Origin of the sequence: Arthrobacter sp. FW306-05-C, from assembly GCF_021801725.1 — a bacterium.
Classification (GTDB): domain Bacteria; phylum Actinomycetota; class Actinomycetes; order Actinomycetales; family Micrococcaceae; genus Arthrobacter.
On sequence record NZ_CP084556.1, the window covers coordinates 2,233,228 to 2,247,982 of the forward strand.

Sequence of the window (14,755 nt, forward strand, 5' to 3'; positions counted from 1 at the left end):
GCCTCAAATTCAGAAGAACAACTACGGTCAGGCCGATCCAGGCGAAGGCGCCAACGAAGATCAGGGCCACCGCCTGAAGGGTGCTCATGGCGCAAAGGCCCGCTTTGGCCAGGAGGCCCACTGGTCCTGTCCTGACGGGCTGAGTACCTGCGGGAGCTCAAATGTTTGGGAATGGTCAGCATGCGAGGACACGAGTCCCTGCTTTCCGCAGTGGTCCGGCTCGGCTGACTGCGTAACCCTATGGGTCATAGTTTCCGCTTGTCACCGAGGTGAAGCAAGGCCATTAGGGGATGCGGACGAGGTCATAGGGACACAGGACAATGTGCGCCCCGTTTCCCCCAGGCACACCCTATTTGACCCCCCGGCCGACATGCCTTCCCACTCGACTGCACCGCAAGAAACAGCCCGGGGAGCTGGATTCCAAACCCCAGTTGTACTGGGTACCGGCACCACCGTGGTTGAGAACGCGTCTCGCGTGGTTGGAGACACAAAAAAACCCCGGTTTCCCGGGGTTTTCTTTGTGCGCGGAGGGGGACTTGAACCCCCACCCCCTTTCGAGGACTAGCACCTCAAGCTAGCGCGTCTGCCATTCCGCCACCCGCGCAGGTGGTATTTCGGGAAGCCGTCCCGCCTTTCAGCGTTTCGCGCCTCTCCGAAGCAGCGAGAAAAACTCTAACACGACTTTTCGGAGAACAACGAATCGGGCCAAGTAGGTAGGCTGAGGACAGCGATTCAAGCCCGTGCCGCCCCAGTCATTCCCTACCAAGGAGCCCCATATGCCTGATGTCCTGCCCGAGGATGAAGTTGTCCGGATCTGCCAGGAACTCATCCGGATCGATACCTCCAACTACGGGGACGGGTCGGGGCCGGGGGAGCGGCCGGCGGCCGAGTATGCCGCTGGGCTCATTGAGGAAGTGGGCCTAAGCGCAGAGATCTTCGAGTCCGCACCGGGCCGCGCCAACGTTGTCACCAGAATGGCAGGTGAGGACCCGTCCGCCAGCGCCCTGGTGGTCCACGGCCATCTTGATGTCGTTCCTGCCCTCCGTGATCAGTGGTCGGTGGACCCGTTCGGCGCAGAACTGAAGGACGGATTGATCTGGGGCCGCGGCGCCGTCGACATGAAGGACATGGATGCCATGATTCTTTCGGTCCTGCGGAGCTTCGCCAGGGAAGGCAGGAAGCCCAAGCGGGATATCATCTTCGCTTTCTTCGCGGACGAGGAAGCCGGGGGCGTGTACGGCGCCCGCTATGCCGTGGACAACCGCCCCGAACTTTTCGAAGGCGCCACCGAAGCCATTTCCGAGGTCGGCGGCTTCTCGGCGACCATCGGCGGCCAGCGCACCTATCTCCTCCAGACGGCGGAGAAGGGCATCTCCTGGCTCCGCCTCGTGGCCCATGGAAGGGCCGGCCACGGTTCCCAGATCAACACGGACAACGCAGTCACCCGCCTGGCCGCTGCGGTCACGCGGATCGGCGAATACAAGTGGCCGATCGAGCTCACCCCCACCACGCGCCAGTTCCTTGACGGTGTAACGGAACTCACCGGTGTGGAGTTCGACGCCGACAATCCTGACCTCCTGCTCAACCAGCTTGGTACGGTGGCCAGGTTCGTCGGCGCCACCTTGCAGAACACCACCAACCCAACCCTCCTCAAGGGCGGGTACAAGCACAACGTCATCCCGGAGTCTGCCGAAGCCCTGGTCGACTGCCGCACACTGCCGGGACAGGAACAGCAGGTCCTCGAGATCGTCCGTGAACTGGCCGGCAACGGCGTGGACGTCAGCTACGTCCACAACGATGTCTCGCTCGAGGTCCCGTTCGCCGGAAACCTGGTGGACTCGATGATCGACGCCCTTCACAAGGAGGATCCCGGTGCCAAGGTGCTGCCGTACACGCTCTCCGGCGGAACGGACAACAAGTCGCTGAGCCGCCTCGGGATCACCGGCTACGGGTTCGCACCCCTGATGCTTCCGGACGATCTGGACTTCACCGGCATGTTCCACGGCGTTGACGAGCGCGTCCCGGCGGACTCCCTCAAATTCGGCGCCCGCGTACTGAACACCCTGCTCACCAACTACTAAAGGGACCAGGCCGTGACTCCTGAGGAACTGTTGCCGGATGAGCTCCTTGAGCGCATCCGCGGCCGCGCTGCCGCATATGATCGTGACAACGCCTTCTTCCATGAGGACCTCCAGGAGTTGGCAGCGGCCGGGTACCTGAAGCTTTTCGTGCCGGCGTCCGACGGCGGCGCAGGGCTTGGGCTCGAAGCGGCGGCGCAGTGCCAGCGCAGGCTGGCAACGGCTGCCCCTGCTACCGCACTGGCTGTCAATATGCACCTGGTCTGGACCGGCGTCGCCCACGTCCTCGCCGCCCGGGGCGACCACTCGCTGGCCTTCGTCCTCGAGGAAGCCGCCCAGGGCGAGGTTTTCGCCTTCGGGAACTCGGAAGCCGGCAACGACTCCGTCCTCTTCGACTCCCGGACCACTGCCACGCCGGAACAGGACGGCGGCTACTCGTTCACCGGGACAAAGATCTTCACCAGCCTCTCGCCGGCCTGGACCCGCCTGGGCATCTTCGGGAAGGACCCGGAGGCCCGGAGCGGCGCCGGCGAGCTCGTCCACGGCTTCATCTCCCGCCAGACCCCGGGCTACCGGATCCTGGACGACTGGGACACCCTGGGCATGCGGGCCAGCCAGTCCGCCACCACTGTCCTGGAAGGTGTGGCCGTTCCTGCGGACCGGATCTTCCGGAAACTTCCCGTAGGCCCCAACGCCGACCCGCTGATCTTCGCCATATTCGCCTGCTTCGAGAGCCTCCTGGCTGCTGTCTACACGGGGCTGGGCGAACGTGCCCTGGTTGTGGGCGTGGAGACCGTGAAGCGGCGGACCTCCTTCAGGAACGGGGGGCGCAGCTACGCCCAGGACCCCGACATCCGCTGGAAGGTGGCGGACGCCGCCATGGCCATGGACAACCTGTACCCGCAGCTTCGGTCCGTGACGGCCGACGTCGACGCCCTTGCCGACCACGGGGCCCAATGGTTCCCCAAACTGGTGGGCCTGAAAGTGAACGCGACGGAGACGGCGCGCCGCGTGGTGGACCTGGCCATCCGCGTAAGCGGGGGATCAAGCTACTTCAGGGGCTCAGAGCTCGAACGGCTCTACCGCGATGTGCTGGCCGGGATGTTCCACCCGTCGGACGACGAGTCAGCCCACAACACTGTGGCGAACGCCTGGCTGGGCCCGCTGGAAGATTAGAGGGTCCACCGGATAGACGGTCCACCGGACCGCGTACGCACTAGACGGTCCGCTGGACCTGCATCACCCGGCGGCGGAGCCAAAAGCGCCGGCCGCCGCCCACATAAAGCTTGCTGCGTTCCAGTTCCCACTTGCCGTATTCGGAGTGTTCAACCAGCCGGCGCCGCGCTTCGGGCAGGGAATCATCAGGACTGACGGTCAGTACGAGGTACTCGTACTGCCGCAAATAATCCCGTTCCCGCTGGACCGAGCTGGTGAGAAATTGTTCCTTCATTTGCTCTCCATTTTCGTCCTTTTCCCGCTAACGTGAAGTCATGAGCATCGATCCGCGTGTCGCGCTTTCGTCCCTGACCACCGCTTTGGAAGAACACCTTATAGCAGCATCCAACCGGCGCGGGGACGGCGACCCCTCAGTCGAAGCAGCATTTTTCGCAGTTGCCGATGCCTTCGAAGTTTACGAGGACGCGCTTTACGAGGCGTACAACGAAGTGACCCCGCTTCAGGTCTTCGACGACGAGGATGAAGAAGACGAGGAAGCCGACGTGGACGACGACGAAGACCTGGAGATCGTCGAGGAATAGCGGCCCCGGAAAACCCGGCAGCCCTAGGAAGCTGCCGAAACGTCCTCCAGGGCCCGAGCAATCTGCGGCGGCAGCGGCGCGAGCTGGGCGTCGAGGATTTCCTTCAACTGCACCGGTGTGCGGGCGCCGACGATTGCCGTGGCAACTCCCTGCTGCGACAGCAGCCACGAAAGCGCCACATCCTGGGGAGTCCGGCCCAGCCCGTTGGCGGCCATGCACACCGCATCGACGATCCGTGACGGCTTCTCCGCCAGATACGGCTCCACGTAGGCGGCCTCGCTGACGGACGCGCCACGGGAACCGGCCGGGATGGTAGCCCGGTACTTCCCGGTGAGTACCCCACGGCCCAACGGTCCCCACGCCATGAGCCCAAGCCCTGCGTCCTCCGCAGCCGGCATCAGCTCCGCCTCACCCGACCGGTTAAGGAACGAGTATTCGGCCTGGACCGCCACCAGCGGGACGCTGCTGACAGCGGCCGCCTTCGCCGCTTGCCAGCCCTTGAAGTTGGAGATCCCTGCATACCTGGCCCGCCCGGAGCGGACTGCGAAGTCAAGTGCCCCCAGCGTCTCGTCGAGGGGAACGTTGCCGTCCCACGCCTCGGCAAACCAGAGGTCCACGTAGTCGGTGCCCAGCCTGGCCAGGCTGGCGTCCAACCCGGTCAGCATTGCGTTCCGCGACGTGTCCACCGCGCGCCGGCCATCCGGCGTCGTCATTCCTGCTTTGGTGGAGATGGAAATCTCGGTGCGGGACACCACATCACCCAACAGGGAACCGAGGACTGCCTCTGAGGCGCCGCCCGCATATGACGCCGAAGTGTCCACGTGCCGGCCGCCTGCGTCGAGGAAGGTCCGCAGCAACTCTGAAGCGTCCTGCTCGTCAGTTTCCCCGCCCCAGGACCGGGTGCCCAGGGAGAGGGCTGAAACTCGCAAACCACTGTTGCCGACGTAACGCTGCTGCATAGCAGCAAGCTTACGGGCAGAAGCACAGGTGCCATGCCGTAGGGTCTTAGCGTGAACTGGTTTGAAGCGGCCCTGCTGGGCCTTGTGCAGGGACTGACCGAATTTCTACCGATTTCATCGAGCGCGCACCTGCGGATCGTGGGTGAATTCCTTCCCAACGCGGAGGACCCCGGGGCCGCCTTCACGGCCATCACCCAGCTCGGCACGGAGACCGCCGTGCTGATCTTTTTCTGGCGCGACATTGTCCGCATCGTCAAGGCATGGGCCGGATCCCTGACCGGCAAAGTGCCGCGGCAGGATCCTGATGCCAGGATGGGCTGGCTGGTGATCCTGGGCAGCCTGCCCATCATCGTGCTCGGCCTGCTCTTCCAGGACCAGATCGAGTCCGTGCTCCGCAGCATGTGGATTGTGGCCACCATGCTGATCGTCTTCGGCCTGATCCTTGCCGTGGCCGACGCCACCGGTGCCCAGAAGCGGGACCTGACGCACCTGACCTATAAGCACGGCATTTTCTACGGCCTTGCCCAGGCCCTGGCATTGATCCCCGGCGTCTCCCGCTCCGGCGGCACCATCACTGCAGGCCTGCTCATGGGGTACACGCGGGAAGCCGCGGCACGGTATTCGTTCCTGCTGGCCATCCCCGCCGTGTTCGGCAGCGGGCTGTACCAGCTGTACAAGGTGGTCACCAAGGAAGGCCTTTCCGGGCCATTTGGCCTTCCGGAGACCGCCCTTGCCACTGTGATCGCCCTGGTAGTGGGATATGTCATCATCGGCTGGTTCCTGAAGTTCGTCTCGACGCGCAGCTACCGCCTCTTCGTCTGGTACCGCATCTTCCTGGGCCTGGCGCTCTACCTCCTGCTCGGTTTCGGCGTCATCAGCGCCTAGGGCTAGGCTTGGGCTTGTGAAATCCTGGACTTCCCGCCCCGTTCCTGCCCTGCCCGGAAACATGCCCGCGATTCGTTTGTTCGACACTGCGGCAGGCCGCGAAGTGGCACTTGAGCAGGAGGCCAGGCCCTCCATGTACGTCTGCGGCATCACCCCCTACGACGCGACCCACATGGGACATGCAGCCAGCTACGTTGCCTTTGACCTGCTCAACCGCGCCTGGCGCGACGCCGGCAGCGAGGTTTCCTATGTGCAGAACGTGACTGATGTGGACGATCCCCTGCTTGAACGTGCCACCGCCACCGGCGTCGACTGGCGCGACCTCGCCGCAGAGCAGGTGGAGCTCTTCCAGACCGACATGGAGGCGCTGAACGTCCTGGCACCCGACCACTACGTTGGCGCTGTGGAATCCATCGGCCTGATCGTCCCCGAGGTGGAGCGGCTGGTCAGCATGGGGCTGGCCTACCAGGTGGCAGGCACCAACGGGGAACCTGACGGCGATGTCTATTACGACGTCGAAGCTGCCGGAAAGCAGTCGACGGCACCTGACGCCTGGGTACTGGGATGCATTTCCCACCTGGGCGAGAGCGCCATGCTGGAGCTTTTTGCCGAGCGCGGCGGCGATCCCGGAAGGGCCGGGAAGCGGCAGGCGCTTGACCCGCTGCTCTGGCGCGTGGAACGGCCGGGCGAACCCAGCTGGCCGGGTGGAAGCCTGGGCGCCGGAAGGCCCGGCTGGCACATCGAATGCACCGTCATCGCCCAGAAGTACCTGCCGTCGCCCTTCACGGTGCAGGGCGGTGGCTCGGACCTGATCTTCCCGCATCACGAGATGGGCGCCGGCCACGCGTACTCCCTCGCGGGGGTGCCCCTTGCCCGGCATTACGCCCATGCAGGCATGGTGGGACTCGACGGCGAAAAGATGAGCAAGTCCAAGGGCAACCTGGTGCTGGTCTCCAAGCTCCGCGCTGCCGGTGAGGACCCGGCTGCAATCCGCCTGGCCATCCTGGCGCACCATTACCGCTCCGACTGGTCATGGACGGACGAAGGCTTCGCGGCCGCCAAGGCTGACCTGGCGGCGTGGCGGACTGCACTGGACCACGCCCCCGAAGGATCGGGAAAGGCGCTCCTCGCCGAAATCCGTGAAGCGCTGGCGGCAGACCTCAATGCCCCGGCGGCGGTTGCCGCCATCTCGCGCTGGGCACGGTCCGCGAACGACGGCGGTGCTGCCGCCAGCCCTGCTGACAGCATCCTGGTGAAAGATGCGGTGGACGCCCTACTGGGCATCCGGCTGTAGTACTCCAGTTTGCAGGAACACAAGAAAGGGGCGTGGGCGGAATTCTTCCGCCCACGCCCCTCACCTGTTAATACTCAGGGCCGGTCCTGGCCCCGCCGCTTCAGGTACCGTTCGAATTCCCTGGCGATGGATTCGCCGCTGGCCTCCGGGAGGTCTGCGGTGTCCTTGGCTTCCTCCAGCTGCCGGACGTAGGCAGCAATTTCGGGATCCTCGGTAGCCAGTTCGTCCACGCCGCGTTCCCAGGCGTCAGCTTCCTCGGCCAGCTCATGGGTATCCAGGGGCACCTGCAGCAGCTCCTCGATGCGGTGCAGGAGGGCGAGCTGCGCCTTGGGGGAGGGAGCCTGGGCCACGTAGTGCGGCACGGCAGCCCACAACGACACGGCAGGGATACCAGCCAGGAGCGCCACCTCGGACAGAACGCCCACGATGCCCACGGGGCCTTCGTACTGGGAGGCCTCCAGGTTCATCCGCTCCCTGAGCGGTGCGTCGTCGGAGGACGTGCTCACTGGGATAGGGCGGCTGTGCGGGACGTCCGCCAGCAGCGCTCCAACCAGCACCACGTAGTCCACATTCAGCGCCTCCGCATGGGCCAGCAGTTCTGCAGTGTAGGCGCGCCACTTATAAGACGGTTCCGTGCCCTGGACGAAGATGACGTCCACGTTGGAGTTGGGCGCGGTGGCTTTGTAGATGCGGGTTGAAGGCCACTTGATCTTGCGTTCCCCGGCCGCGTTCCTGCGGACGGTGGGGCGCGTGAACTGGAAGTCGTAATACTCATCGGCATCGATGGATGCCACCTTCTTGCCGCCCCACAACTTGTTCAGGTAACGCAGCGAATCGCTGGCCGCTTCTCCGGCGTCGTTCCACCCTTCAAAGGCGGCAAGCATCACCGTTACGCGCTGTCCGTCAGCGACTGGCTGCAGGAACCGTTCCCGCTCGGGTCCGGCACCCTGTTCGGCGGTGTCTCCCTCGAAGCTATTCATTTCTTCACCCTACGTCCAAGGTGCAGGGTCGCGCATGGAATGAAGCGCCGCAAATCCCCGGGAACCAGTGCAAACAGCACCGGCCCTGCGTCATATTCGCCAAGGGCGTAGCCCACAGCCGCCGCCCAGCCATCCCCCGTAGACTGGCGTCATGCGATTTCCTGCCTCCGGTTCACCGCTCAAAGCCGTCCTGTGGGACATGGACGGCACCATCGTGGACACCGAGCCATACTGGATCGCGGCGGAACATGCACTGGTGGAGGCACACGGTGGAACGTGGAGCCATGACCAGGCAATGCAGCTGGTTGGCCAGTCACTGACCTTTTCCGCGGGCCTGCTCCAACAGGCCGGCGTCGAGCTCGAAATCCGCGAAATCATCGACACCCTCACCGGACAGGTCATCAACAGCGTGCGGCAGCAGGTGCCGTGGCGCCCCGGCGCCCGTGAACTCCTTGAAGAACTGCACCTGGCCGGCGTTCGCTGCGCCCTGGTCACCATGTCGGAGGGACCGTTGGCCCGCGAGGTGGTGGCCAGCCTTCCCCGGCCGTACTTCGAAGTGCTGGTCACCGGCGATATCGTGAGCCAGGGCAAGCCGCACCCGGAGGCATATCTGACGGCCGTGGAACGGCTGCAGGAGAGCGATCCCGATCTTGGAATCCACCACTGCGTAGCCCTTGAGGACTCCGTGCCCGGCGTGGCCGCGGCCGTCGCCTCCGGCGTCGCCACTGTGGCCGTGCCCCACATTGTGCCGCTGCCGGACCACGACAGCTACGCACTCTGGGACACCCTCGCCGGCCGGGGGCTGGCTGAGCTGGAAGCACTGCTTCAGCGGGCGGACGCACCCGCGGCTTCAACGGGTGATGCACGTGGCTGACCCGGGCGGCCCCGGCCAAGGCACCAACCCGGCACGCCGCGAAGGCATCCCGCTGGGGCGGATCGCCGGCGTCCCCGTTGTCCTTGCGTACTCGTGGTTCGTGATCGCGGCCTTCACCGTGATCGTCTACGGGCCTGTGTTGGCCAGGAACAACCCGACGCTGGGCACGAGTGCCTATATCGTGGCGTTCGCGTACGCCGTCCTGCTCCTGATCTCAGTGCTCGTCCACGAACTCGCCCATGCCCTGACAGCAAAAATCTACGGCTGGCCTACGCAAAAGATTGTGCTTAACCTTTGGGGCGGCCACACCCAGTTCGAAAGCTTCACATCGTCTCCGGGCCGGTCCGTGCTCGTGGCGCTGGCGGGCCCGGCTGCCAACTTCGTCCTGGCGGGCGGGGCCTGGCTGCTGCTCGGCACCGACAGCCTTGGAAGCGTCGCGGAAATTCTGACGAACATCTTCATGTGGGCGAACTTCCTGATTGGCGTCTTCAACGTCCTGCCGGGCCTGCCACTGGACGGCGGCAGGCTGGTCGAGTCCATCGTCTGGAAGGCCACCGGCAGCCAGGCGAAAGGAACTGTTGCAGCCGGGTGGGGCGGGCGCATCATCGTCCTGGCCATTGCGTACTGGTTCCTCCTTCGCCCGTACCTGGCCGGAGATAGTCCGGACTTCAGCCTCCTCATGATCACTATCCTGGTGGGCGGGTTCCTCTGGATGGGAGCGTCAGCGTCCATCCAGCAAGGCACGCTGCGCGGCCGGCTCCCGCTGGTCAGTGCCGCGGCATTGTCGACGCCCGCCACCGGAATGCCTGCCACCGGCACCGTACGGGATGCCATCCGCCTGGGGGCAGCAGGAACAAAGTCTGTCGTGGTCTGCGGACCGGATGGCCGGCCCCAGGGCGTAGTTGACCCCGGCGCGGTGGCATCAGTGCCGGCTGCTGCCGCCGATACCACCCCCATCACCGCCGTTTCATTTCCACTGGCTGCAGGCGCCTACGTCCCTGAATGGTCCAAAGGGCAGGAGCTGATCCAGTTCCTTTCGCAGCTTGAGGGACGCCACTATGCAGTGGTGGACCACAACGGCATGGTCACTGGGCTAATGACCCAGGAGGCAGTCCTCGCGGCCATTACCGGCAAGCGCCCGCGCAACGATAGGCACCCGCAGGGCCAGAACCGGTAGAGTTACCTGCCGGTCGTGCATTGCCGCCGATAGAGCCACAACGTCCCAACGGACCGTCCGGTTGCGGCACAACAGGTTTACAGGAGCGAGGAAATATCATGAGCAGCGAAACTGCCGTCAACGACGCCAACGGAGCAGCCCAAGCCGGTGCTGCCGCCAGCGGCTCGCAGCCGGTGGGAGCTGCCCGTCGCCGCGGCCCCTTCCGTGAAGGCGAACGTGTCCAGCTCACCGATGAGCGGGGCCGCATGAACACCATCACCCTGGAACGCGGCGGCGCATTCCACACCCACCGCGGGTTCCTCAACCATGACGAAATCATTGGCAAGGTCGACGGCTCCGTGGTGGTCAACAATGTCGGCCAGCAGTACCAGACCCTCCGCCCCCTGCTCTCCGACTTCGTCCTCTCCATGCCGCGCGGCGCCGCCGTCGTCTATCCCAAGGACGCCGGCCAGATCGTCACCATGGCGGACATCTTCCCGGGCGCACGTGTAGTGGAAGCCGGCGTCGGCTCCGGCGCCCTCTCCATCTCCCTGCTCCGCGCCGTGGGCGATAACGGCTACCTGCACTCCTTCGAACGGCGCCAGGAATTCGCGGACATCGCCCGCGGAAACGTGGAGACGATCTTTGGCGGCCCGCACCCCGCCTGGCAGATCTCCCTGGGTGATTTCCAGGAGGAAGTGGTCAAAGCCGAGGAACCCGGCTCCGTGGACCGCGTTGTCCTGGACATGCTCGCGCCTTGGGAATGCCTCGACGCCGTTGCCACCGTCCTCGCGCCCGGCGGCGTGTGGATCAACTACGTTGCCACCGTCACCCAGCTCTCCCGCACCGCGGAAGCCATCCGGGCGGACGGCCGGTTCACCGAACCCGACGCGTGGGAGTCGATGGTCCGCGGCTGGCACCTGGAAGGTCTCGCCGTCCGTCCCGACCACCGAATGGTGGCCCACACCGGATTCCTGCTGGTCACGCGGCGGCTCGCCGACGGCGTCACCGGCATTTCAGTCAAGCGCCGCCCGTCCAAGACCGACTTCAACGAAGAGGACGTCAACGCCTGGACTCCGGGGGCCGTGGGGGAGCGCGCTGTATCGGACAAGAAGCTCCGGCGCGCCGCCCGTGACGCCATCGCGGGGACCAACGTGGTGGACGGGCCAGAGGTCACGAACTAGTCCACATTTCGGGAGTCTCCATCCCTACCCGGCAATCTGGGACTAATGTCTTAAGAGAAGCGCAGGAAGGGGCTGATACATCATGGAGACACCAAACACGGACTCCGGACGTACTCCGGCAGAGCAGTCTGCCGCCAACGACCTCTCGGTTGCTGACCGCCAGGTCAACATACTTCGGGACAAGCTCAGGCATATCGACCGCCAGCTGGCAGTAGCCACGCAGAACAACTCCAAGCTGGTCAGCATGCTTGAGACTGCCAAGGCAGAGATCCTGCGGTTGAAAAACGCCCTGGACCAGGAAGGGCAGCCGCCATACAGCTTCGGCACCATCCTCCAAATAAATCCGAAGCGGCAGCCTGCTCCGGGCAACAGCGGCCAGGCCGCCACTGAAGAGTCGGTGGACATCTTCAACGCCGGGCGGAAAATGCGGGTGGGCATCAGCCCGCTGGTGAACATCAACCAGCTCGCGGTAGGGCAGGAAGTGCTCCTGAACGAGGCACTCCTGATCGTGGCGGGACTGGGCTACGAACGCGCCGGTGAACTTGCCACGCTGAAGGAAATGCTGGGACGCGACCGGGCCCTGGTGGTGGGCCGTGCGGACGAGGAACGCGTCGTCCGGCTTTCCGGTGCCCTCCTCTCCGAGAAACTCCGGGTTGGCGACGCCCTGTCCGTCGATTCCCGGACCGGCTACGCCTTGGAGAAAGTACCCCGCTCCGAGGTGGAGAACCTGGTCCTTGAGGAAGTTCCGGACATCACCTACGAAGACATCGGCGGCCTCGGCCCGCAGATTGAACAGATCCGCGACGCCGTCGAACTGCCGTTCCTGCACCCGGACCTCTACCGGGAACATGGCCTGAAGGCTCCCAAGGGCATCCTCCTTTACGGTCCTCCGGGCTGCGGCAAGACCCTGATCGCCAAGGCCGTTGCCAACTCGCTCGCCGCCCGCGCAGCGGAGCGTTCCGGAAACGTTGACTTGAAGAGCTATTTCCTCAACATCAAGGGGCCTGAGCTCCTGGACAAGTACGTGGGTGAAACAGAGCGGCACATCCGCCTCATCTTCTCCCGCGCCCGGGAGAAGGCCTCGGACGGCAGCCCCGTCGTGGTGTTCTTTGACGAGATGGACTCACTGTTCCGTACCCGCGGCACCGGCATCTCGTCCGACGTCGAGACCACCATCGTGCCGCAGCTCCTCAGCGAGATCGACGGCGTGGAGCGCCTCGACAATGTCATCGTCATTGGCGCGTCCAATCGCGAGGACATGATCGACCCCGCAATCCTGCGGCCCGGACGTCTGGACGTCAAGGTCAAGATCCAGCGGCCCGACGCGGAAGCTGCTGCAGACATTTTCAACAAATACATCACCACGGACCTGCCGTTCCACGAATCCGACCTGGCCGAACACAACGGGGACATCCAGGCCACCGTTGATGCCATGGTCCAGCGAACGGTGGAGGCGATGTACTCCACGGACAAGTCCAACGAGTTCCTGGAGGTCACCTACGCCAATGGTGACACCGAAATGTTGTACTTCAAGGACTTCAACTCCGGGGCCGTGGTCCAGAACGTGGTGGACCGGGCCAAGAAGTACGCCATCAAGGACCTGCTGACCACGCACCAGAAGGGCCTCCGGATCGAGCACCTGCTGCGCGCCGTGGTGGATGAGTTCCGTGAACACGAAGACATGCCCAACACCACCAATCCGGATGACTGGGCCCGGATTTCCGGGAAGAAGGGCGAACGGATCACCTATATCCGCACCATCGTCCAAGGGAAAGCCGGCCAGGAGCCGGGCAAGTCCATCGAGACCATGCCGACCACAGGACAGTATCTATGACGGGTGCACACGGCTCCGCCGGTGGGGAAGGCCTCCCCGCCGGCGGGGCCATGCGCGTCATGGGAGCGGAAACCGAATACGGCATCCATGCCCCATCTGCGCCATCCGCCAACGCCACCATGATGAGCGCCAGGGTGGTGCAGGCCTACGCCCAGGTGACCCGGCAACGCGCTGCGGGCGGAGCGGAAACGCGCTGGGACTACACCGACGAAGAGCCGCTGCACGATGCCCGCGGCTGGACAGTGGACAGGGGCGCCGCACATCCCACCCAGCTGACCGACCAGCCGCCGGTGCTCGACGCGGAGGCGGTGGCCCTGGCCTACGGCCGCGAGGAACTTGAACTCGACGGCCAGGACGAATCCGGCACCCTGCTGATGAACATGGTCCTGGGCAACGGGGCCCGGCTGTACGTCGACCACGCGCACCCTGAGTACTCCAGCCCCGAAGTCACCAACCCGCGCGACGCCGTGGCCTGGGACGCCGCAGGTGACCTGGTGGGATTGGCTGCCGTCCGCAGGCTGGCCGCGGACCCGGCCCTGCCGCCGGTCAATCTGTACAAGAACAACACTGACAACAAGTCCGTGTCCTACGGTTCGCACGAGAACTACCTCATGCCAAGGTCGGTACCGTTCGGGGACATCGTGCGGGGGCTGACACCGTTCTTCGTGAGCCGGCAGGTGGTCTGTGGGGCCGGCCGGCTGGGACTCGGCCAGGACAGCTCGATTCCCGGCTTCCAAATCAGCCAGCGGGCGGACTTTTTCGAAGCCGAAGTGGGGCTCGAAACCACCATCCGCAGGCCCATCATCAATACCAGGGACGAGCCCCACTCCACAGCGGACAAGTACCGGCGCCTGCACGTGATCATCGGGGACGCCAACCTCAGCCAGGTGTCCAATTACCTCAAGTTCGGCACCACGGCGATGGTCCTCAGCCTCATTGAAGCGGGGCTTGCGCCCAAAATCGAGGTCTATGAACCCGTCGCAGCCCTCAAGACCGTCAGCCACGACACTTCGCTGACCGCAAAGCTGCGCCTACTCGACGGAAGGCGCGTCACGGCCCTGGACCTCCAGTGGATGTACCACGAGGCTGCGGCCAAACTCGCGCAGGACACCGGTGTGGGTGACGCCGTGGACGGTGACGGACATACCCACGAGGTCCTGGAGCGGTGGGCGTCCGTTCTTACCCAGCTTGACAGCGACAGGGCCGCTGCCGCCACCTCTGTTGAGTGGCTGGCCAAACTCTCCCTGCTGGACGGCTACCGCCAGCGCGACGGACTGGAATGGAGCGACGCGCGGCTGGGTCTGGTGGATCTCCAATGGGCGGACATCAGGCCCGAGAAAGGCCTCTACTACCGCCTGCTGTCCAGGAACCGGATGCAGCGGCTGGTGGATGATGCCACCATCGCCGCGGCAGTAGCGGAGCCGCCGGCCGACACCCGGGCCTACTTCCGGGGCAAGTGCATCAGCAGCTTCGGCAAGGACGTAGTGGGGGCAAGCTGGGACTCTGTCATCTTCGACGTGCCCGGTTATGGAAGGCTTCAGCGGGTGCCCACCCGTGAGCCCCTGAGGGGAACCAAAGCCCTGACTGGAGCGTTATTCGAGCGCTATCGGGAAGCGGGCCCATTCCTCGGGGAGCTGCTGGGACACAGCAGCACTCCTCCTGCGGGCTAAACCGCGCCGGAACGTCCGTCCCGTGGCAGGATGGGCATATCGGAGGATCCGCCGGATCCACCGAAGGAAGAAGGAGGGAAACCA

The 14,755-nt window shown here is 64.8% G+C and carries 13 protein-coding genes and 1 tRNA gene; 10 read left to right on the forward strand and 4 right to left on the reverse strand.

The window, feature by feature from the left end; all coding sequences use genetic code 11:
- Positions 1-521: 521 nt before the first annotated feature.
- Positions 522-604 (reverse strand) — tRNA-Leu (locus LFT44_RS10280).
- A gap of 172 nt (positions 605-776) precedes the next feature.
- On the opposite strand from LFT44_RS10280, the gene LFT44_RS10285 reads away from it, so the two are divergent.
- Positions 777-2,081 (forward strand): M20/M25/M40 family metallo-hydrolase, encoded by a 1,305-nt coding sequence (locus LFT44_RS10285; RefSeq protein ID WP_236802747.1) that lies wholly within the window; start codon positions 777-779, stop codon positions 2,079-2,081.
- Positions 2,082-2,093: 12 nt separating this feature from the next.
- The gene (locus LFT44_RS10290) at positions 2,094-3,254 is read left to right on the forward strand and encodes an acyl-CoA dehydrogenase family protein (RefSeq protein WP_236802749.1); all 1,161 of its coding nucleotides are present in this window, start codon (positions 2,094-2,096) and stop codon (positions 3,252-3,254) included.
- Between the two features lie 40 nt (positions 3,255-3,294).
- Here LFT44_RS10290 and LFT44_RS10295 read toward each other — a convergent pair whose 3' ends face one another.
- A complete protein-coding gene (locus tag LFT44_RS10295) occupies positions 3,295-3,528 on the reverse strand; it encodes a DUF5703 family protein (protein WP_018771130.1) in 234 nt (77 codons plus the stop codon).
- A gap of 40 nt (positions 3,529-3,568) precedes the next feature.
- Between LFT44_RS10295 and LFT44_RS10300 the strand changes: the two genes are divergently transcribed.
- Complete coding sequence (locus LFT44_RS10300) at positions 3,569-3,835, forward strand: hypothetical protein (protein WP_141941360.1); 267 nt, start codon at positions 3,569-3,571, stop codon at positions 3,833-3,835.
- A 23-nt stretch (positions 3,836-3,858) separates the two neighbouring features.
- Here LFT44_RS10300 and LFT44_RS10305 read toward each other — a convergent pair whose 3' ends face one another.
- Entirely contained in the window at positions 3,859-4,794 is a 936-nt protein-coding gene (locus LFT44_RS10305) for an aldo/keto reductase (RefSeq protein WP_236802751.1), read from the reverse strand.
- 51 nt (positions 4,795-4,845) lie between these two features.
- Here LFT44_RS10305 and LFT44_RS10310 point away from each other — a divergent pair, with 51 nt between their 5' ends.
- Together LFT44_RS10310 and mshC are read left to right on the forward strand one after the other, a co-directional pair.
- Positions 4,846-5,679: an undecaprenyl-diphosphate phosphatase gene (locus LFT44_RS10310; protein WP_236802753.1), complete on the forward strand. Its 834-nt coding sequence runs from the start codon at positions 4,846-4,848 to the stop codon at positions 5,677-5,679.
- Positions 5,680-5,695: 16 nt separating this feature from the next.
- Positions 5,696-6,973 carry a cysteine--1-D-myo-inosityl 2-amino-2-deoxy-alpha-D-glucopyranoside ligase gene (mshC, locus tag LFT44_RS10315; protein WP_236798376.1) on the forward strand — a complete coding sequence of 426 codons (1,278 nt, stop codon included), beginning with the start codon at positions 5,696-5,698 and terminating at the stop codon, positions 6,971-6,973.
- A gap of 74 nt (positions 6,974-7,047) precedes the next feature.
- On the opposite strand, the gene LFT44_RS10320 is transcribed toward mshC, so the two are convergent.
- Positions 7,048-7,953 carry a PAC2 family protein gene (locus tag LFT44_RS10320; RefSeq protein ID WP_236798377.1) on the reverse strand — a complete coding sequence of 302 codons (906 nt, stop codon included), beginning with the start codon at positions 7,951-7,953 and terminating at the stop codon, positions 7,048-7,050.
- Positions 7,954-8,104: 151 nt separating this feature from the next.
- Between LFT44_RS10320 and LFT44_RS10325 the strand changes: the two genes are divergently transcribed.
- The 5 genes from LFT44_RS10325 to dop all read left to right on the forward strand — a co-directional run bounded on the left by LFT44_RS10325 (position 8,105) and on the right by dop (position 14,671).
- Positions 8,105-8,827 (forward strand): HAD family hydrolase, encoded by a 723-nt coding sequence (locus LFT44_RS10325; RefSeq protein WP_236798378.1) that lies wholly within the window; start codon positions 8,105-8,107, stop codon positions 8,825-8,827.
- Positions 8,814-10,004, forward strand: coding sequence for a site-2 protease family protein (locus LFT44_RS10330; protein WP_236802860.1), 1,191 nt, complete (start codon positions 8,814-8,816; stop codon positions 10,002-10,004). Before LFT44_RS10325 ends, LFT44_RS10330 begins: the two co-directional genes overlap by 14 nt.
- A 98-nt stretch (positions 10,005-10,102) precedes the next feature.
- Entirely contained in the window at positions 10,103-11,167 is a 1,065-nt protein-coding gene (locus tag LFT44_RS10335; protein ID WP_236798379.1) for a tRNA (adenine-N1)-methyltransferase, read from the forward strand.
- 82 nt (positions 11,168-11,249) lie between these two features.
- The gene (arc, locus tag LFT44_RS10340; RefSeq protein ID WP_236798380.1) at positions 11,250-13,001 is read left to right on the forward strand and encodes a proteasome ATPase; all 1,752 of its coding nucleotides are present in this window, start codon (positions 11,250-11,252) and stop codon (positions 12,999-13,001) included.
- Positions 12,998-14,671 carry a depupylase/deamidase Dop gene (gene dop / locus LFT44_RS10345; RefSeq protein WP_236798381.1) on the forward strand — a complete coding sequence of 558 codons (1,674 nt, stop codon included), beginning with the start codon at positions 12,998-13,000 and terminating at the stop codon, positions 14,669-14,671. The genes arc and dop overlap by 4 nt, the downstream gene beginning before the upstream one ends.
- Positions 14,672-14,755: the final 84 nt, after the last annotated feature.